The organism is Burkholderia sp. D-99 (genome assembly GCF_011605345.1).
GTDB lineage: Bacteria > Pseudomonadota > Gammaproteobacteria > Burkholderiales > Burkholderiaceae > Burkholderia.
Genome location: NZ_JAAOXM010000012.1, coordinates 162,143 through 181,426, shown reverse-complemented (window position 1 = coordinate 181,426; position 19,284 = coordinate 162,143). Strand labels below are relative to the sequence as shown.

Below are 19,284 nucleotides of genomic sequence, written 5' to 3'. Positions count from 1 at the left end.
AGAGAAACAGTCGGAAGTTCTGTGTAATAGCGCTGGTCGAGGCGCCCGCAGCGCGGATGGCTGTTCGGTGCATCGTTCGCGGAGGGGTGCCGCTTGTTCCACAGGCCGAGGATGTGCCGGGTCACAGGGGATAAGTGTCGGGCGAACCGTCAGAAAATCTGTGGGGAAGAGGGCGGGCGCGGTCGCACAGGATGTTCCGTTCGGGTTGTCGTGCAGGGCACGGGCATTGTAGTGACCGGGGGATAAGTGCCAGAGAAACAGTCGGAAGTTCTGTGTAATAACGCTATTCGAGGCGCCCTCGGCACGGATGACGGCTCGAAGCATCGTTCACGGAGGGCTGCCGCTTGCTCCACAGAACGAGGATGCGCCAGGTCACAGGGGATAAGTGTCGGGCGAACCGTCGGAAAATCTGTGGGGAAGAGGGCGGGCGCGGTTACACAGAATGTCTCGTTCGTGTTGTCGTGCGGGGCCCAGGCATCGAATGGGTATCTGTTCCACGTGGAACTTCCCGGCAAGCGAATCTTTGCACAGGCGCAACGATGTGCTGCCGGCAGGCCGAAAGCATTGCTGGAGCAGGCTCTGCGCCATGGATTCATCGGCCGATCACAGAAAAATCGTCGAAATGCACAGACCCTACCATTCGGACGGCCTTCGGGTGAAAAGCGAACCCGCTATAATTCGGCCCATACATTTCTCAGATAGGTTCGTGCGCAGTCCTGCGTACGGAATCCACCATGCTTTTTCCCACAGAATTTGACGTCATCGTCGTCGGTGGCGGTCATGCCGGCACCGAAGCTGCGCTGGCGTCCGCCCGCATGGGCGCAAAGACACTGCTGCTGACCCACAACATCGAAACACTTGGGCAGATGAGCTGCAATCCGTCGATCGGCGGCATTGGCAAGGGCCATCTGGTCAAGGAAGTAGATGCGCTGGGTGGCGCAATGGCGGCCGCGACCGACGAGAGCGGTATTCAGTTCCGGATCCTCAATTCGTCGAAGGGCCCGGCCGTGCGCGCGACGCGTGCGCAGGCCGATCGCATCCTGTACAAGGCTGCGATCCGCCACCGGCTCGAGAATCAGCCGAACCTCTGGCTGTTCCAGCAGGCCGTCGACGACCTGATGGTCGAAGGCGACCGCGTGGTGGGCGCCGTCACGCAGATCGGCATCCGCTTCCGTGCTCGTGCGGTCGTGCTGACCGCCGGGACGTTCCTCGACGGCAAGATCCACGTCGGCCTGAACAACTACACGGGCGGCCGTGCGGGCGATCCGGCGGCCGTGTCGCTGTCGTCGCGCCTGAAGGAGCTGAAGCTGCCGCAGGGCCGCCTGAAGACCGGTACGCCGCCGCGTATCGATGGCCGTTCGATCGATTTCTCGAAGCTGGCCGAACAGCCGGGCGATCTCGATCCTATCCCCGTCTTCTCGTTCCTCGGTCGCGCGGAGCAGCATCCGCAGCAGCTGCCGTGCTGGGTCACGCACACGAACGAGCGCACGCACGACATCATTCGCGGCGGCCTCGACCGTTCGCCTATGTATACAGGCGTGATCGAAGGCGTCGGGCCGCGCTATTGCCCGTCGATCGAGGACAAGATTCACCGGTTCGCGTCGAAGGAATCGCACCAGATCTTCATGGAGCCGGAAGGGCTGACGACCAACGAGTTCTACCCGAACGGGATCTCGACGAGCCTGCCGTTCGACGTCCAGCTCGAGCTCGTGCACTCGATGCTCGGCCTCGAGAACGCGCATATCCTGCGCCCCGGCTATGCGATCGAGTACGACTACTTCGACCCGCGCGCGCTGAAGGCGTCGCTCGAAACGAAGGCGATCAACGGGCTGTTTTTTGCGGGCCAGATCAACGGGACGACCGGCTATGAAGAAGCGGCCGCTCAGGGGCTGCTGGCCGGTCTCAATGCTGGCCGCTACGTGCAGGAAAAGGATGCATGGTGCCCGCGCCGTGACCAGGCCTACCTTGGCGTGCTGGTCGACGATCTCGTCACGCGTGGGGTGGCCGAGCCGTACCGGATGTTCACGAGCCGCGCCGAGTATCGCCTCAGCCTGCGTGAAGACAATGCCGACATGCGCCTGACCGAGATCGGCCGCGAACTGGGGCTCGTCGACGACGCGCGCTGGGATGCGTTCAGCCGGAAACGCGACGCTGTTTCACGTGAAACCGAACGCCTGAAGTCGACGTGGGTCACGCCGAAGACGTTGCCGCCGGAAGAAGCGACCGCGCTCCTCGGCAAGGCGATCGACCACGAATACAGCCTCGCCGAGCTGCTGCGCCGTCCGGGTATCAGCTACGACGGCGTGTGCGGACTGAAGGGCGGCGAATGCGGCCCCGCGGAGCCGCTGGCCGACGATCCGGTGCTGCTCGAGCAGATCAAGGAGCAGGTCGAGATCGGCATCAAGTATCAGGGCTATATCGAGCGCCAGGCGTCGGAGATCGAACGCAACGATGCGAACGAGAACACGCGTCTGCCCGACGGTATCGATTACCGCGAAGTCCGCGGCCTGTCGTTCGAGGTGAGCCAGAAGCTCAACGAGTTCCGGCCGGAAACGATCGGGCAGGCGTCGCGTATCTCGGGTGTCACGCCGGCGGCGATCTCGCTGCTGATGGTGCACCTGAAGCGCCGCGGCCTGGGTCGCCGGAATGGTACTGCCGAAGCGGCAACGGAGCAGGGGGACGGCGCCGTCCCGACGCAACAATGACGGCGCGTCGCGCGCCGGCGGTTAATCGGGACGTACTGGAACAGATGCTCGTCGAAGGCATGACGGCGCTCGACCTCACGCTGACGGATGCACAACGCAACCAGCTGCTCGACTACGTCGCGCTGCTCGGCAAGTGGAACGCGGTCTACAACCTGACTGCGATCCGCGACCCGAAGCAGATGCTGATCCAGCACATCCTCGATTCGCTTTCCATCGTCTCGCATCTGCGTGGCCGTGCATCGGCCCGCGTGCTCGACGTCGGCTCGGGCGGCGGGTTACCCGGTATCGTGCTGGCGATCGTCGAGCCGGATTGGCAGATCACGCTGAACGATATCGTGCACAAGAAGTCTGCATTCCAGACGCAGATGCGCGCGGAGCTGAAGCTCACGAACCTGTCGGTGGTCACGGGGCGGGTCGAATCGCTGCAGCCGGGTGTCGAAGTGCCGGAAAAATTCGACATGATCGTATCCCGCGCTTTCGCGGATCTGTCCGACTTCGTTAAACTTGCTCGACATCTGGTCGCGCCGGGCGGATCGATCTGGGCAATGAAGGGCGTTCATCCGGAGGACGAGATTGCGCGGTTGCCCGAAGGCAGCCGGGTGAAGCAGACGATACGGCTGGCGGTGCCAATGCTCGATGCCGAACGGCATCTGATCGAAGTGGCCGTCGACGAGGCGAATTGAAGGGCAGGCGCGTGATAGCGCGCCTTTGTTTGAAGGTAAAGGGAACACACCAACGATGGCAAAGATCTTCTGCGTTGCGAACCAGAAGGGGGGCGTCGGCAAGACGACGACATCGGTCAATCTCGCCGCAAGCCTTGCAGCGCAGGAGCAACGAGTCCTGCTGATCGATCTCGACCCGCAGGGTAACGCGACGATGGGCAGCGGGATCGACAAGTCTGCTTGCGAAGCGACCGTGTACGAGGTGCTGGTCGACGGCGTGTCGGTGACCGATGCGCGCATTCGGCCGGACGGCGTCACTTACGACGTGCTGCCCGCGAACCGCGAGCTGTCCGGTGCCGAGATCGAACTGATCAGCATTGACAACCGCGAGCGCCGGCTGAAGGCCGCGCTCGAGCACGTGGCCGACGACTACGATTTCGTGCTGATCGATTGCCCGCCGACGCTGTCGCTGCTGACGCTGAACGGGCTGTGCGCGGCGCATGGCGTCGTGATCCCGATGCAGTGCGAGTACTTCGCTCTGGAGGGGTTGTCGGACCTCGTCAACACGATCAAGCAGGTTCACGCGAACATGAACCGCGACCTGAAGATCATCGGCTTGCTGCGCGTGATGTTCGATCCGCGCATCACGCTGCAGCAGCAAGTCTCCGATCAACTGAAAGCGCACTTCGGCGACAAGGTGTTCGACGCGGTGATTCCGCGCAACGTGCGCCTGGCGGAAGCGCCGAGTTACGGGCTGCCGGGCGTCGTGTTCGACCGCAGCTCGCGCGGTGCGCAAGCGTATCTCCAGTTCGGTGCCGAGATGATCGACCGCGTTCGCGCGTTCGAGGTGTCGTGATCCGGACATGAGCGAAGCGAGGAAGAAAGACATGAACGCGGTACCAAAGAAGAAGGGCTTGGGACGTGGCCTCGAAGCGCTGCTCGGCGGCAGTGCCGATATCACCGAAGCGGTGAAGATCGAAGGGGCACCGAACACGCTCGCGCTCGGCAAGCTGCAGGCCGGCAAGTACCAGCCGCGGACGCGGATGGACGAAGGCAGCCTGCAGGAGCTCGCGGCGAGCATTCGCGCACAGGGCGTGATGCAGCCGATCCTGGTACGGCCCATTTCATCAGACAAATACGAGATCATCGCAGGCGAGCGCCGTTTCCGCGCGGCGCGCCTGGCGGGCCTCGATGAAGTGCCGGTGCTCGTGAAGGATGTGTCCGACCAGGCCGCCGCGGCGATGGCGCTGATCGAGAACATCCAGCGCGAGGATCTGAACCCGCTTGAAGAAGCGCACGGTATCCAGCGCCTGCTCGACGAGTTCGATTTCACGCACGAACAGGCAGCCGAATCGGTCGGCCGTTCGCGCAGCGCGGTGTCGAACCTGCTGCGCCTGCTGAACCTGGCTTCGCCGGTGCAGACGATGCTGCTGGCGGGCGATCTCGACATGGGGCACGCGCGCGCGCTGCTCGCCGTCGATGCGGCCACGCAGATCACGCTCGCCCACCAGGTCGTCAACAAGCGAATGTCGGTTCGTGAGACCGAGAAGCTCGTCGCGCACACGACGAAGGAAGTGCCGGCCGTGAAGGCGCGTGCGAAGGACGACGGCGGCCGCGATACGCGCCGTCTCGAGGAGGAGTTGTCCGACCTGCTCGCGTCGACGGTGAAGATCAAGCTCGGCCGCCGCGGGCGAGGGCAGGTCACGGTCGACTTCGGTAGCCTCGACGCGCTCGAGGGCATTCTCGCGCGGCTGCGCGGCAACGTCGCGACCGAAGAGTAACGCGGTGCCGATGGAGGAGACGGGCGCACCGGCGCCGCGCCGGTGGCTCGGATGGTTTGCGCAGGAGCCGGTGCTGTCGGTCCTTGTGCTTGGCCTGATCGTGCTGCAATGGGTGCGTCCGCAACCATTTTCCGTATTGGCCGATCGCGTCGACTGGCAGACGGTCGCGACGCTCGCGGGCCTGCTGATGCTGACCAAGGCGCTCGAGTTGTCCGGTTGCCTGATGTGGCTCGCGCACCGCATCGTGCATCACGTGCATTCCGAACGCGGGCTCGCGATGCTGCTCGTCGGGTTCGCCGCGTTGCTGTCGATGTGGCTCACCAACGACGTCGCGCTGTTCGTCGTCGTGCCGTTGATGGTGTCGCTGCGTGCGCTGACGCCACTGCCGTTCCGGCGGCTCGTGATCGTCGTCGCGCTGGCCGTCAACGCGGGGTCCGTCGCGACGCCGCTCGGCAATCCCCAGAATCTTTTCCTGTGGCAATTGAGCGGCGTATCGTTCGGCCGCTTCGTGGTCACGCTCGGGCCGCTCGCGATCGCGCTGATGGCGCTGCTGCTCGTGCTGACCGCATGCGTGTTTCGCGCGAAGCCGCTCGACCTGTCCGGCGACGCCACTGCGTTGCCCGTACAACGCATGCACGCGCTGATCGCGGCGGTGCTGTTCGCTGCGTTCGTGCTGCTCGCCGATGCGCATCATCCGCTGCCCGGTCTCGTCGGTGTCGCGATCGTGCTACTCGCCGTCAAACGCGACGCAGTCCTGAAGATCGACTGGCTGTTGCTGCTGATCTTCGTACTGATGTTCGTCGTGCTGCGTACGGCGGCTGCGCTGCCCGTCGTGCACGACACGATTGCGAATGCGCAACTCGATTCGCCGCTGCGCGTCTATGCGGCCGGCGCGCTGCTGTCACAGGTAATCAGCAACGTGCCGGCCGCGATCCTGCTGTCGGAGTTCACGCATGACTGGCGTGCGCTCGCGTTCGGCGTATCGGTCGGCGGTTTCGGTTTCGCGATCGGCTCGCTTGCGAACCTGATCGCGGTGCGTCTCGCGAAGGAGCCGCGCATGTGGCTGCCGTTCCACCTGGTTTCAATCCCGTTCGCACTCGCAAGCGCGGCACTCGGCGCGTGGCTGCTCGTTCACGGTTGAGCCATGCGGGTACGCGTGGCACAGGCGTGCCGTTCGGGTGGTGGGGAGGGTGCACAGTATTCGCGCTGGTTGCGGGGCTGTTGATAAGTGCCGCAATCCACAGTCAATTACCTGTGGTGGCATGACAACTGATTGGATGATTCGATGCGCCGGCGTCGGTCCGGATTTCACGCATCCGATGCGGCTGGGTGACCGCCGTGTTTCACCTGTCCGGAGCGTCGCTCCGGGTGTGGGCCCGGGGCCGCGTCACAGCGTGGATTCCGGGTGGCGTGCGTGCCGTCCCGCCAGCGCCCGCACCAGGCATCGTTTCCCCGCCATTTCATCGTCGCCGGATTTTTTCGGGCAAGAAATACCGGTGCCAAAAAGCGACCTTACAACTGTCATCGTACGTCGTCGAATCGCGTGTTTTTTCACATGATGAGGCGTCGTTTTACGCAGGTTTTTGTCGCGTCTAAAGCCTTGAATCACTTGCAACTATCGCTTACAATCGCCCGGATTTGTTAGCTAGGCACCCCTGAAAGCTTTCAGAAAGTTTGGGGTCGGGTTCAAGGATTTTGCGGAAGATTGCGATGGCGGGTCAGGCGCCGAACGACAGGCACGATGATCAGCGCACGCAACGCACCGCTTCGGCGGCCGGCGAGCGGCGCGAATCCGATGATGACTGGGATGCCGAGCAGCAGGATAACAACATCGTTCCGCTCACACGGGTAGAAGCCGAGAAGCTGTTCGGCCCGGACGTGAGCAAGCCCTCGCGCGTGACCCCCTATAAGGTGGTATTCGCGCAAGTGGTTCTGTCCCTGGTTGCAACGCTGGCGTGGTGGCTGTTTTCAAAGTCGCCGGGCGCCGCTGCGCAATCCGCGTTTCTGGGCGGAGCGATTGGCTGGGTGCCCAGTGCGGTATTCGTGGCACGACTGAAGGCAGGTGGTTCGGCCACCGTGATGAGCTGGGTGATGGGCGAAGCCCTGAAGCTCGCTCTGACGATCGGGATGTTCACTGCAGTGGCGTTCGGCTGGGCCGGCGTGCACTGGGTGCCGTTCCTCGTCACGTACCTCGTCGTGCTGAAGACGTACTGGATCGCGCTGGCCTGGCGGTAAGGAACAAGCAGCGTGCGGTTTCGACAATGAACCGCACCGGCCCGTTCCCGCAATAGCGTGTTGCGGAACTGGCAAAACGATTTTCGACAATTTGGGTGGCATTAACGATATGGCAGCTAGCGAAGGCACGCGCGGTCCGGATCCGTCCGAGTACATTGCGCACCACTTGCAGAATTTCTCCACCTCGCATCAGACGTCGATTTTCGACATTCACGTCTGGAATATCGACACGCTGTTCTGGTCGATCGTTTGCGGCATCGTGACGTTCGTCCTGCTGCGTCTGGCTGCCCGCAAGGCGACGTCGGGCGTGCCGGGCCGTTTCCAGTGCGCAATCGAGATGCTTGTCGAAATGGTCGAAGACCAGTCGAAGGCCATCGTCCACGGCAATCGTACCTTCATCGCTCCGCTCGCCCTCACGGTGTTCGTGTGGGTCGCGCTGATGAACTCCCTCGACTTTCTCCCGGTTGACCTGCCGGGCCGCGTGATCGGCCTGCTCGGTCTGTCGGACGTGATTTCCCACCATCGCATCGTCCCGACGGCCGACCTGAACGGCACGCTCGGCATCGCGCTCGGCGTGTTCGTCCTGATGATCTACTACAGCATCAAGATCAAGGGCGCGGGCGGCTTTGTGCATGAGCTGCTGTCGGCCCCGTTCGGTGCCCACCCGCTGCTGTGGATCCCTAACCTCGCGCTCAACATCGTCGAATATCTCGCCAAGACCGTCTCCCTCGGTATGCGGCTGTTCGGCAACATGTACGCGGGTGAGCTGTTGTTCCTGTTGATCGCCCTGCTCGGCAGCATGTGGAGCTTCGGTGGCGACGCAACGTTCCTCGGCTTCGTTGGCCACGTGATCGCGGGCAGCGTCTGGGCAATCTTCCACATCCTGATTGTTCTGTTGCAGGCATTCATTTTCATGATGCTGACGCTGGTGTATCTCGGCCAGGCGCACGACAAGCACTAAGCGCGGCGTGCAAAAAAGAGTTTCCGTTTTAGTTTTTTAAATCTCAGTTCCAAGTCTTTTCACAAAGGAGTGATCATGCAAGCTTACATCGCCAACATCCAGGGTCTGACCGCCATCGGTATCGGCATCATCATCGGCCTGGGTGCAATCGGCGCCTGTATCGGTATCGCGCTGATGGGTGGTAAGTACATCGAAGCCTGCGCACGTCAGCCGGAACTCATCAACCCGCTGCAAACGAAGATGTTCCTGCTGGCTGGTCTGATCGACGCGGCATTCCTGATCGGCGTGGGTGTTGCAATGCTGTTCGCGTTCGCGAACCCGCTCCTGTCGAAGCTCGCAGGCTAAGGTTCCTCGGAAATATGCGTCCGGCGCAAGCCGGCGCAGGGCGGAACGGAGACTTGGGGCGCTGATCGAATGCAACTCGATGAGCGCCTTACCGTTTCATTTTTCCGGAATAGCAGATAAGGAAACACCGTGAATCTCAACGCAACTCTGTTTGCGCAAATGGTCGTGTTCCTGGTCCTCGCGTGGTTCACGATGAAATTCGTGTGGCCGCCGTTGATCAACGCCCTCGACGAACGTTCGAAGAAGATCGCCGACGGCCTCGCCGCCGCCGAAAAGGGCAAGGCGGAACTCGACGCAGCGCACAAGCGCGTGGACCAGGAACTCGCGCAGGCCCGCAATGACGGCCAGCAGCGCATCGCCGACGCTGAAAAGCGTGCCCAGGCGGTCGCCGAGGAAATCAAGGCCAACGCCCAGGCTGAAGCCGCCCGCATCGTCGCCCAGGCGAAGGCGGAAGCAGAACAGCAAATTGTGAAGGCGCGCGAAGCGCTGCGTGGCGAAGTCGCTACGCTGGCCGTGAAGGGCGCCGAGCAGATCCTGAAGCGCGAAGTCGATCAAACGGCCCACGCCCAACTGCTGAATCAACTGAAAGCCGAGCTCTGATCATGGCCGAACTTGCAACCATCGCCCGCCCTTACGCAGAAGCGCTGTTCCGCGTGGCCGAGGGCGGTGACATCGCCGCCTGGTCCACGCTCGTGCAAGAGCTGGCCCAGGTTGCGCGTCTGCCGGAAGTACTGTCGGTCGCGTCGAGCCCGAAGGTGACGCGCACGCAAGTAGCCGAGTTGCTGCTTGCTGCGGTGAAGTCGCCGCTCGCGGCCGGCGCCGAAGCAAAGAACTTCGTGCAGATGCTGGTCGACAATCATCGCATCGCGCTGCTGCCGGAAATCGCCGTGCAGTTCGAGGCGCTCAAGAACGAACGTGAAGGTGCCGCCGACGCCGAGATCGTAAGCGCGTTCCCGCTGAACGGCGCGGATCTCGACAGTCTCGTCTCGGGCCTCGAACGCAAGTTCAAGCGCAAGCTGAAACCGACGGTCGAAGTCGATTCGTCGCTGATCGGCGGCGTGCGCGTGACGGTCGGCGACGAAGTGCTCGACACCTCGGTTCGCGCGCGCCTCGCATCGATGCAGGCTGCCTTGACCGCCTGAGCGCCACGCCGGCACGCAACAGAATTGACTATCAGGAGCGAATAATGCAACTCAATCCCTCTGAGATCAGCGAGCTGATCAAGAGCCGGATCCAGGGCCTTGAAGCGAGCGCAGACGTTCGCAACCAGGGCACCGTGATCTCCGTGACCGACGGTATCGTGCGTATCCACGGCCTGTCGGACGTGATGCAGGGCGAAATGCTCGAGTTTCCGGGCAACACGTTCGGCCTCGCGCTGAACCTCGAGCGCGACTCGGTCGGCGCGGTGATTCTCGGCGAATACGAACACATCTCGGAAGGCGACATCGTCAAGACGACGGGCCGCATTCTCGAAGTCCCGGTTGGTCCGGAACTCGTCGGCCGCGTGGTCGATGCGCTCGGCAACCCGATCGACGGCAAGGGCCCGGTCAACGCCAAGCTGACCGACGCGATCGAAAAGATCGCCCCGGGCGTGATCTGGCGTAAGTCGGTGTCGCAGCCGGTGCAGACGGGCATCAAGTCGATCGACGCGATGGTGCCGATCGGCCGTGGCCAGCGTGAGCTGATCATCGGCGACCGTCAGTGCGGCAAGACCGCAGTGGCGCTCGACGCGATCATCAACCAGAAGGGCAAGGACCTGATCTGTATCTACGTCGCGATCGGCCAGAAGGCTTCGTCGATCATGAACGTGGTTCGCAAGCTCGAAGAAACGGGCGCGATGGAATACACGATCGTCGTCGCCGCTTCGGCTTCGGATTCGGCAGCGATGCAGTACCTCGCACCGTACGCCGGCTGCACGATGGGCGAATACTTCCGCGATCGTGGCCAAGACGCGCTGATCATCTATGACGACTTGACCAAGCAAGCCTGGGCATACCGTCAGATCTCGCTGCTGCTGCGCCGCCCGCCGGGCCGTGAAGCGTACCCGGGCGACGTGTTCTATCTGCACTCGCGTCTGCTCGAGCGTGCGGCTCGCGTGTCGGAAGAGTACGTCGAGAAGTTCACGAACGGCGAAGTGAAGGGCAAGAGCGGTTCGCTGACGGCACTGCCGGTCATCGAAACGCAGGCTGGCGACGTGACCGCGTTCGTTCCGACGAACGTGATCTCGATTACCGACGGCCAGATCTTCCTGGAAACCGACCTGTTCAACGCAGGCATCCGCCCGGCAATCAACGCCGGCGTGTCGGTGTCGCGAGTCGGTGGCGCCGCTCAGACGAAGGTCGTGAAGAAGCTGTCGGGCGGTATCCGTACCGACCTCGCGCAGTACCGTGAACTGGCTGCATTCGCACAGTTCGCATCGGACCTCGACGAAGCGACCCGCAAGCAACTCGAGCGCGGCCGCCGCGTGACGGAACTGCTGAAGCAGCCGCAGTACCAGCCGCTGCAGGTGTGGGAACTGGCCGTGTCGCTGTACGCCGCGAACAATGGCTACCTCGACGACCTCGACGTCAAGCAAGTGCTGTCGTTCGAGAAGGGCCTGCGCGAAAACCTGAAGACCAGCCACGCTGACCTCATCAAGCGCATCGAAGACACCAAGGATCTCTCGAAGGACGACGAAGGCGCACTGCGCTCGGCGATCGAATCCTTCAAGAAGTCCGGTGCCTATTGATCCGCGAGTGACACACTGAGGCCGCGCGGGTGCTGATGCGCCCGCGCCGCTTCGGTCAAGGAGCAAGCTATGGCTGGAATGAAGGAAATTCGCGGCAAGATCAAGAGCGTGCAGAACACGCGCAAGATCACGAAGGCGATGGAGATGGTGGCCGCATCGAAGATGCGTCGCGCGCAGGAACGCATGCGCGCCGCTCGTCCGTATGCGGACAAGGTCCGTGCCATCGCCGCGCACATGAGCCGCGCGAACCCGGAGTACCGCCACCCGTTCATGGTGGCGAACGAAGGCACGAACACGGCCGGCATCATCCTCGTCACGACGGACAAGGGTCTGTGCGGCGGTTTGAACACCAACGTGCTGCGTGCGACGGTTCAGAAGTTCAAGGAACTGGAAGAGAAGGGCCAGAAGGTCGAAGCCACGGCGATCGGCAGCAAGGGCCTCGGTTTCCTGAACCGCTTCGGCGCGAAGGTGATGTCGCAGGTCGTGCACCTCGGCGACACCCCGCATCTGGACAAGCTGATCGGCGCCGTGAAGACGCAGCTCGATCTGTACTCGGAAGGCAAGCTGTCGGCGGTTTATATCGCTTACACGCGCTTCGTCAACACGATGAAGCAGGAAGCCGTGATCGAGCAGCTGCTGCCGCTGTCGTCGGAACACTTCGAAGCCGATGACGGTACGCCGGCCACGTCGTGGGATTACATCTACGAGCCGGACGCGCAGGCAGTCGTCGACGAACTGCTCGTGCGTTACGTCGAGGCGCTGGTGTACCAGGCCGTCGCGGAAAACATGGCGTCCGAGCAATCGGCGCGCATGGTCGCGATGAAGGCCGCGTCCGACAACGCGAAGACGGTGATCAGCGAACTGCAGCTCGTGTACAACAAGAGCCGTCAGGCCGCGATTACGAAAGAACTGTCGGAGATCGTCGGCGGCGCAGCCGCTGTTTAAGCGCGCGCCACGGACGACAACTGCGCCTTTGCGCGAGTAAAGAATCAGGTATTTAAAGGAAAAGCGATGAGTACTGCTGCTTTGGTAGAAGGCAAGATCGTACAGTGCATCGGCGCCGTTATCGACGTGGAATTCCCGCGCGACAGCATGCCGAAGATCTACGACGCGCTCATTCTCGATGGCTCGGAACTGACGCTCGAAGTCCAGCAGCAGCTGGGTGACGGCGTGGTCCGGACCATCTGTCTGGGTGCATCCGACGGCCTGCGCCGCGGTCTGGTGGTGAAGAACACGCGCAAGCCGATCTCGGTGCCGGTCGGCAAGCCGACCCTCGGCCGGATCATGGACGTCCTCGGCCGTCCGATCGACGAAGCTGGCCCGATCGAAAGCGCAACGACGCGTTCGATCCACCAGAAGGCTCCGGCGTTCGACGAACTGTCGCCGTCCACCGAACTGCTCGAAACGGGTATCAAGGTCATCGACCTGATCTGCCCGTTCGCAAAGGGCGGCAAGGTTGGCCTGTTCGGCGGTGCTGGCGTGGGCAAGACCGTCAACATGATGGAGCTCATCAACAACATCGCGAAGGAACACGGCGGTTACTCCGTGTTCGCGGGCGTGGGCGAGCGTACCCGTGAAGGGAACGACTTCTACCACGAAATGAAGGACTCGAACGTTCTCGACAAGGTCGCGCTGGTGTACGGCCAGATGAACGAGCCGCCGGGCAACCGTCTGCGCGTCGCGCTGACCGGCCTGACGATGGCCGAGCACTTCCGTGACGAAGGCCTCGACGTGCTGTTCTTCGTCGACAACATCTACCGTTTCACGCTGGCCGGTACCGAAGTGTCGGCACTGCTCGGCCGTATGCCGTCGGCAGTGGGCTATCAGCCGACGCTGGCTGAAGAAATGGGCAAGCTGCAAGAGCGCATCACGTCGACCAAGAAGGGCTCGATTACGTCGGTCCAGGCCGTGTACGTCCCTGCGGATGACTTGACCGACCCGTCGCCGGCTACGACCTTCGGCCACCTGGACGCAACCGTCGTTCTGTCGCGTGACATCGCTTCGCTGGGTATCTACCCGGCGGTCGACCCGCTCGACTCGACGTCGCGCCAGATCGACCCGAACGTGATCGGTGAAGAGCACTACTCGATCACCCGTCGTGTTCAGCAGACGCTGCAGCGCTACAAGGAACTGCGCGACATCATCGCGATTCTGGGTATGGACGAACTGTCACCGGAAGACAAGCTGTCGGTCGCGCGCGCTCGTAAGATCCAGCGTTTCCTGTCGCAGCCGTTCCACGTTGCTGAAGTGTTCACGGGCTCGCCGGGCAAGTACGTGCCGCTGAAGGAAACGATCCGCGGCTTCAAGATGATCGTCGACGGCGAGTGCGACCACCTGCCGGAACAGGCGTTCTACATGGTCGGCACGATCGACGAAGCCTTCGAAAAGGCCAAGAAGATCTCGTAAGGATTCGAGTGAGTCGCACGGCGCGTGCCAGTCGGGATTAACAGTCGGACTGATAACCCTGGCCGGTCGCGCCGACCGCAACACGCTCAATCCGCCGTGCATGGGACGAGGGCGGGCGCCTCGAGGCGTTCGCACTCGTTGACAGGAGTCGATATGGCAACCATCAAAGTAGACGTCGTCAGCGCGGAAGAGCAGATCTTCTCGGGCGAGGCGAAATTCGTCGCGCTGCCGGGCGAAACGGGTGAGCTGGGTATTTTGCCGGGCCACACGCCGCTGATCACGCGGATTCGTCCGGGTGCGGTGCGCATCGAAGTCGAGGGCGGCAACGACGAATTCGTGTTCGTCGCGGGCGGCATTCTCGAAGTGCAGCCGGGCGCCGTGACGGTGCTCGCCGATACCGCGATCCGCGGCAAGGACCTCGACGCGGCGAAAGCCGAGGAAGCGCGCAAGCGTGCCGAGGAAACGCTGCAGAACGCGAAGTCGGATCTCGACCTCGCGAAGGCGCAATCCGAGCTCGCGACCGCGATGGCGCAGCTCGAAGCGATCCAGCGTCTGGCGAAGATCCGCAGCCGGCACTGAGCCGCGCCGCGTATCCCGCGAAAGAAAGCAGCCTCCGGGCTGCTTTTTTTTCGCCTGTCGTTTTCGTCTGCTTTTTTTGCGGGTCGGATCATTCCGTCCGGTCGTGCTATTTCACCCGCCTGCCGCGATTCGATGTCAGAGTGTCGTCAGCGGAGCGCGGCATCATCCGCGGAGAGGCAGTCCGCCGCGATGGCGGCGGAGCAGGCGCGCGTGAGCCGCGTGCCGGGCCGATCAGACAAAAACGGACGGAGACATTCATGACAGCAGACCTTGGCGTGGGCGCGCTGATCGCGCCCGAAAACGGCTTGTCGTACGTGCGCGGCACGACCGACGTGCCGCTCTCCGAAGCGACGATCGGCCGGTTCCTGCTCGACACGGCCGGCCGCTTTCCCGATCGTCCGGCCGTCGTGTTCCGCGAGCAGCAGGTGCGCTGGACCTGGCGCGAGTTCGCGAACGAGGTCGATGTGCTGGCGTCCGGGCTGGCCTCGCTCGGCATCGTGAAGGGCGATCGCGTCGGCATCTGGTCGCCGAACCGCAGCGAATGGCTGCTCACGCAGTTCGCGACCGCGCGGATCGGAGCGGTGCTCGTCAACATCAATCCGGCCTACCGGCTGTCGGAGCTCGAATACGCGCTGAACAAGGTCGGCTGCAAGGCCGTGATCGCCGCCGAGCGCTTCAAGACGTCCGCCTACGTCGAGATGCTGCAGACCATCGCACCGGAGCTCGCGACCGCGACGCCGGGCGACCTGCATGCGGCGCGCGTGCCGAGCCTGCGCACGGTCGTGTCGATGGGCGACGTCGCGCCGGCCGGTATGTTCCGCTTCGCGGACGTGATGGCGCGCGGCCGCCAGGCCGTCGATCCCGCGTTGCTCGATGCGATCGGCGCGACACTCGCGGCCCATGAGCCCATCAACATCCAGTTCACGAGCGGCACGACGGGCAGCCCGAAGGGCGCGACGCTCACGCATCGCAACGTCGTCAACAACGGGCGCTCGATCGCGACCGCGATGCGCTTCACCGAGCAGGACACGCTGTGCATCCCGGTGCCGCTGTATCACTGCTTCGGGATGGTGCTCGCGGTGCTCGCGTGCGTGTCGAAGGGCGCGGCGATGGTGTTCCCGGGCGAAGCGTTCGACCCGGTCGCGACGCTCGCGGCGGTGGCGGACGAGCGCTGCACCGCGCTGCACGGCGTGCCGACGATGTTCATCGCGGAGCTCGATCATCCGGCGTTCGCGCAATTTGACCTGTCGACGCTGCGCACCGGGATCATGGCTGGCTCACCGTGCCCGATCGAGACGATGAAGCGCGTCGTGTCGCAGATGCACCTGTCGGAGATCACGATCGCGTACGGGATGACGGAGACGAGCCCGGTGTCGTTCCAGAGCTCGACCGACGATCCGCTCGAGAAGCGCACGACGACGGTCGGCCGCATCCAGCCACACCTGGAAGTGAAGGTCGTCGATCCGGGCGGCGATATTGTGCCGGTCGGCGCGACGGGCGAGCTGTGCACGAAGGGTTATTCGGTGATGCTCGGCTACTGGGACGACGACGCGAAGACGCGCGAGGTGCTGGTGGACGGCTGGATGCATACGGGCGACCTCGCGACGCTCGACGCGGACGGTTACTGCAACATCGTCGGCCGGCTGAAGGACATGGTGATTCGCGGCGGCGAGAACGTCTATCCGCGCGAGATCGAGGAATTCCTGTTTCGGCATCCGAAGATCCAGAGTGCGCAGGTATTCGGCGTGCCCGATGTGAAGTACGGCGAGGAGCTGTGCGCGTGGATCGTGCTGCGCGCGGACGAGCAGATGACCGAGGACGACGTGCGTGCGTTCTGCAGCGGGCAGATCGCGCACTACAAGATCCCGCGCTATATCCGCTTCGTCGACGAGCTGCCGATGACGGTGACGGGCAAGGTGCAGAAGTTCGTGATGCGCGACCGGATGATCGAGGAGCTGAAGCTCGACGTGCAGAAGACCGCGTAGCGCGGCAGGAAGGCGGGAAAAAACGTGGCGGCCTGCGGGCCGTTACGCTTTCGATGGACGAAAAAAAGCGGGCTTATTAGCCCGCTAAAAACCACACGCTACGGGGTTAGCGCGAGGAGACCAAAGATGAAACCGAGTCCGGCGGGGGGCCGGAAACGACTCCAACAGGGATGCCCCTCGGAAGGGCTTCGGTACGTGACCGACTGGCTCGCAGCGCTTCGCGTCCGCTCACACTTGGCACACGAGACCGCATCCGTGTTGAAACCGTTGAGGCCATTGTGGGCGAATTAATGACCCCTCGCGGTAACAAAGTGTTTCAGGTTGTAACGCCCGCCAGATAAGGCTTTCCGGGATTTTTTGCTGTTTTTGAGGGCCGGGAAAAGGTCATTTTTACCCATATTTTCCGCAGCGTTTTCAGCGCATGCGCACGATGCGTTTTTCGTGCGTATCAGGCGCGACGAATTGCCGATTTTCACGCGAGAAAATGCGCGGTTCGGCCGATACCGCGCATGACGATTCATTCGTCAGAAAGATTTTGAAACGTGATTGGCATGCATGGAAGTCGGCCGTTCGGCCAGTTCACCGGCTTCGGGCCGATTTTGCCGGCGCCGACACGCTGCGTCGAAGTGTAACGGCGGCGATTCGGCCGCCGCCGCACAGCCACTTTCGCGGGCGCTGGCCGCGGGGTCGGTGCCCGCTAAAGTCGCTGCGGGCAGCCGCGTGCGAACCCGCTTACTTCAGCCATTTGTCGGAAATCGCCTGGTATTCGCCGGTCGACAGCGCGAGATGCAGCCACTGATCGACGTACTGCTGGAACGCAACGTCGCCGCGCGGCACCATGTATGCCTTCTCGCCGAACTGGAACGGCTTGTCCGGATGCACCGAGCACAGGCCCGGATTCAGCTTTTGCTGCAGCAGCGTCTCGGACGCATCCGTCACCATCACGTCCGCCTTGCCCGCGAGGATCTGCTTGAAGATCGTTACGTTGTCCGGATAGACGGTCAGGTTCGCGTGCGTGAAATACTGCTTCGCGAATCGCTCGTTGGTGCCGCCCGGGTTCACGATCACGCGCGTTTCCGGCCGGTCGATCTGCGCGACGGTCTGGTATTTGTCGGCGTCCGCGCAGCGCACGATCGGCGTCTTGCCGTCCACGACGTACGGCTGCGTGAAGAACACGCGCTTCTGGCGCTCGAGCGTCGTCGAGACGCCGCCCACCGCGACGTCGCATTTCGCGACGAAGTCGCCGGTCAGGTTCGGCCAGCTCGTCTTCACGTAGTCGGTCTTCACGCCGAGCGATTTCGCGAGCGATTCGGCCATGTCGATGTCGATGCCCTCGAAGCGGCCGTCCGCGCGGTAATACGAATACGGCTTGTAGTCGCCCGTCGTGCAGACGCGCAGCGTGCCGCGCGCGAGCACGTCGTCGAGCCGCGAGCCGGCGCCCGGTGTGGCCGAGGCTGCGCCCGCGGCGGTCTGCGCGTGCGCGGCGGCGCAGCACAGCAACGCGGCCGCGGCGAGCGTGGCGAATGGTTTCATCGGTCTCCTCCGTCGTTTCGTTCGATATGAGCGTCCGATCATAACGGAGCCATCGCGCGCGTCATATGGCCGCCATCGCGTCGGGATGTGCAGCCTGGCGGCGGCTGTCCGGTAAAATGCCGCTTTGCCTTCGCATCGTCGCTCCTACCGTGGCCCATACCCTGCTCAACGACACCTTCCTGCGTGCGCTTCTGCGCGAGCCGACCGACTACACGCCGATCTGGCTGATGCGCCAGGCCGGCCGCTACCTGCCCGAATACAACGCGACGCGCGCGCGTGCCGGCAGCTTCCTCGGTCTGGCGAAGAATCCCGACTACGCGACCGAAGTGACGCTGCAGCCGCTCGAGCGCTTTCCGCTCGACGCCGCGATCCTGTTCTCGGACATCCTGACGATTCCTGATGCAATGGGGCTCGGCCTCGACTTCCAGGTTGGCGAAGGGCCGAAGTTCGCGCACCCGGTGCGTACCGAGGCCGACGTCGCGAAGCTCGCGGTGCCGGACATCGAGGAGACGCTCGGCTACGTAACGGGCGCGGTGCGCGAGATTCGCCGCGCGCTCACCGACGGCCAGGGCCGCCAGCGCGTGCCGCTGATCGGCTTTTCGGGCAGCCCGTGGACGCTCGCGTGCTACATGGTCGAAGGCGGTGGGTCGGACGATTTCCGCACGGTGAAGTCGATGGCGTATTCGCGCCCCGACCTGATGCACCGGATCCTCGACGTGAACGCGCAGGCGGTGGCCGCGTACCTGAACGCACAGATCGAAGCGGGCGCACAGGCCGTGATGATCTTCGATACGTGGGGCGGCGCGCTGGCCGACGGCGCATACCAACGCTTCTCGCTCGACTACATCCGCCGCGTGGTGTCGCAACTCAAGCGCGAGCACGACGGCGAGCGCGTGCCGGTGATCACGTTCACGAAGGGCGGCGGGCTGTGGCTCGAGGAGATCGCGGCGACCGGCGTCGACGCGGTCGGGCTCGACTGGACGGTCAACCTCGGCAAGGCGCGCGAGCGCGTCGGGGGCCAGGTCGCGCTGCAAGGCAACCTCGACCCGACGATCCTGTTTGCGCCGCCCGCCGCGGTGCGCGAACAGGCGCGCGCGGTGCTCGACAGCTACGGCAACCATCCGGGCCATGTATTCAACCTCGGGCACGGCATTTCGCAATTCACGTCGCCCGATCACGTCGCCGAACTCGTCGACGAGGTGCATCGCCACAGCCGCGCGATCCGTAGCGGAGCCGCCGGCTGAACGCAAGCGCTGTCATGCTGCACCGCGGGGTGACAGTGTTTCGTTATTGAAACTAAACAGGGCGCAACCCCGCACCGGTTGCCGATTCAGTGCTTGTCAAGACTTGACTTATACACATTT

General features: G+C 63.3%; 17 protein-coding genes. 16 read left to right on the top strand and 1 reads right to left on the bottom strand.

Features of this window, described 5'->3' with window-relative positions:
* Positions 1 to 734 precede the first annotated feature (734 nt).
* The 15 genes from mnmG to HAV18_RS31595 all read left to right on the top strand — a co-directional run bounded on the left by mnmG (position 735) and on the right by HAV18_RS31595 (position 16,387).
* Positions 735 to 2,705 carry a tRNA uridine-5-carboxymethylaminomethyl(34) synthesis enzyme MnmG gene (gene mnmG, locus HAV18_RS31665; RefSeq protein WP_166963909.1) on the top strand — a complete coding sequence of 657 codons (1,971 nt, stop codon included), beginning with the start codon at positions 735 to 737 and terminating at the stop codon, positions 2,703 to 2,705.
* Complete coding sequence (gene rsmG, locus HAV18_RS31660; RefSeq protein WP_166963907.1) at positions 2,702 to 3,388, top strand: 16S rRNA (guanine(527)-N(7))-methyltransferase RsmG; 687 nt, start codon at positions 2,702 to 2,704, stop codon at positions 3,386 to 3,388. The genes mnmG and rsmG overlap by 4 nt, the downstream gene beginning before the upstream one ends.
* 55 nt (positions 3,389 to 3,443) lie before the next feature.
* Positions 3,444 to 4,223, top strand: a complete 780-nt coding sequence (locus HAV18_RS31655; RefSeq protein WP_166963905.1) for a ParA family protein — start codon at positions 3,444 to 3,446, stop codon at positions 4,221 to 4,223.
* 31 nt (positions 4,224 to 4,254) lie between these two features.
* Positions 4,255 to 5,148: a ParB/RepB/Spo0J family partition protein gene (locus HAV18_RS31650; RefSeq protein ID WP_166963903.1), complete on the top strand. Its 894-nt coding sequence runs from the start codon at positions 4,255 to 4,257 to the stop codon at positions 5,146 to 5,148.
* Between the two features lie 10 nt (positions 5,149 to 5,158).
* A complete protein-coding gene (locus HAV18_RS31645; RefSeq protein ID WP_166964045.1) occupies positions 5,159 to 6,289 on the top strand; it encodes an SLC13 family permease in 1,131 nt (376 codons plus the stop codon).
* A 569-nt stretch (positions 6,290 to 6,858) separates the two neighbouring features.
* Positions 6,859 to 7,383, top strand: coding sequence for an ATP synthase subunit I (locus HAV18_RS31640; RefSeq protein WP_166963901.1), 525 nt, complete (start codon positions 6,859 to 6,861; stop codon positions 7,381 to 7,383).
* Between the two features lie 109 nt (positions 7,384 to 7,492).
* Positions 7,493 to 8,344 carry a F0F1 ATP synthase subunit A gene (gene atpB / locus HAV18_RS31635; RefSeq protein ID WP_166963899.1) on the top strand — a complete coding sequence of 284 codons (852 nt, stop codon included), beginning with the start codon at positions 7,493 to 7,495 and terminating at the stop codon, positions 8,342 to 8,344.
* Positions 8,345 to 8,419: 75 nt separating this feature from the next.
* Positions 8,420 to 8,689 (top strand): F0F1 ATP synthase subunit C, encoded by a 270-nt coding sequence (gene atpE / locus HAV18_RS31630; protein WP_006482730.1) that lies wholly within the window; start codon positions 8,420 to 8,422, stop codon positions 8,687 to 8,689.
* A gap of 129 nt (positions 8,690 to 8,818) precedes the next feature.
* Positions 8,819 to 9,289, top strand: a complete 471-nt coding sequence (locus tag HAV18_RS31625; protein WP_021160443.1) for a F0F1 ATP synthase subunit B — start codon at positions 8,819 to 8,821, stop codon at positions 9,287 to 9,289.
* 2 nt (positions 9,290 to 9,291) lie between these two features.
* Positions 9,292 to 9,831 carry a F0F1 ATP synthase subunit delta gene (locus tag HAV18_RS31620; protein WP_166963897.1) on the top strand — a complete coding sequence of 180 codons (540 nt, stop codon included), beginning with the start codon at positions 9,292 to 9,294 and terminating at the stop codon, positions 9,829 to 9,831.
* A 44-nt stretch (positions 9,832 to 9,875) separates the two neighbouring features.
* Positions 9,876 to 11,417, top strand: coding sequence for a F0F1 ATP synthase subunit alpha (atpA, locus tag HAV18_RS31615; protein WP_021160444.1), 1,542 nt, complete (start codon positions 9,876 to 9,878; stop codon positions 11,415 to 11,417).
* 69 nt (positions 11,418 to 11,486) lie between these two features.
* Entirely contained in the window at positions 11,487 to 12,362 is an 876-nt protein-coding gene (gene atpG / locus HAV18_RS31610; RefSeq protein WP_166963895.1) for a F0F1 ATP synthase subunit gamma, read from the top strand.
* A 66-nt stretch (positions 12,363 to 12,428) separates the two neighbouring features.
* Positions 12,429 to 13,823 (top strand): F0F1 ATP synthase subunit beta, encoded by a 1,395-nt coding sequence (atpD, locus tag HAV18_RS31605; protein ID WP_166963893.1) that lies wholly within the window; start codon positions 12,429 to 12,431, stop codon positions 13,821 to 13,823.
* A 153-nt stretch (positions 13,824 to 13,976) separates the two neighbouring features.
* Positions 13,977 to 14,402 carry a F0F1 ATP synthase subunit epsilon gene (locus tag HAV18_RS31600; RefSeq protein ID WP_006477288.1) on the top strand — a complete coding sequence of 142 codons (426 nt, stop codon included), beginning with the start codon at positions 13,977 to 13,979 and terminating at the stop codon, positions 14,400 to 14,402.
* Positions 14,403 to 14,659: 257 nt separating this feature from the next.
* The gene (locus tag HAV18_RS31595) at positions 14,660 to 16,387 is read left to right on the top strand and encodes an AMP-binding protein (RefSeq protein WP_166963891.1); all 1,728 of its coding nucleotides are present in this window, start codon (positions 14,660 to 14,662) and stop codon (positions 16,385 to 16,387) included.
* Positions 16,388 to 17,119: 732 nt separating this feature from the next.
* On the opposite strand, the gene HAV18_RS31590 is transcribed toward HAV18_RS31595, so the two are convergent.
* Positions 17,120 to 17,920: a transporter substrate-binding domain-containing protein gene (locus HAV18_RS31590; protein WP_166963889.1), complete on the bottom strand. Its 801-nt coding sequence runs from the start codon at positions 17,918 to 17,920 to the stop codon at positions 17,120 to 17,122.
* A 149-nt stretch (positions 17,921 to 18,069) separates the two neighbouring features.
* Here HAV18_RS31590 and hemE point away from each other — a divergent pair, with 149 nt between their 5' ends.
* On the top strand, positions 18,070 to 19,164 hold the full coding sequence (gene hemE / locus HAV18_RS31585; protein ID WP_347814790.1) for a uroporphyrinogen decarboxylase: 1,095 nt from the start codon (positions 18,070 to 18,072) through the stop codon (positions 19,162 to 19,164).
* Positions 19,165 to 19,284 lie beyond the last annotated feature (120 nt).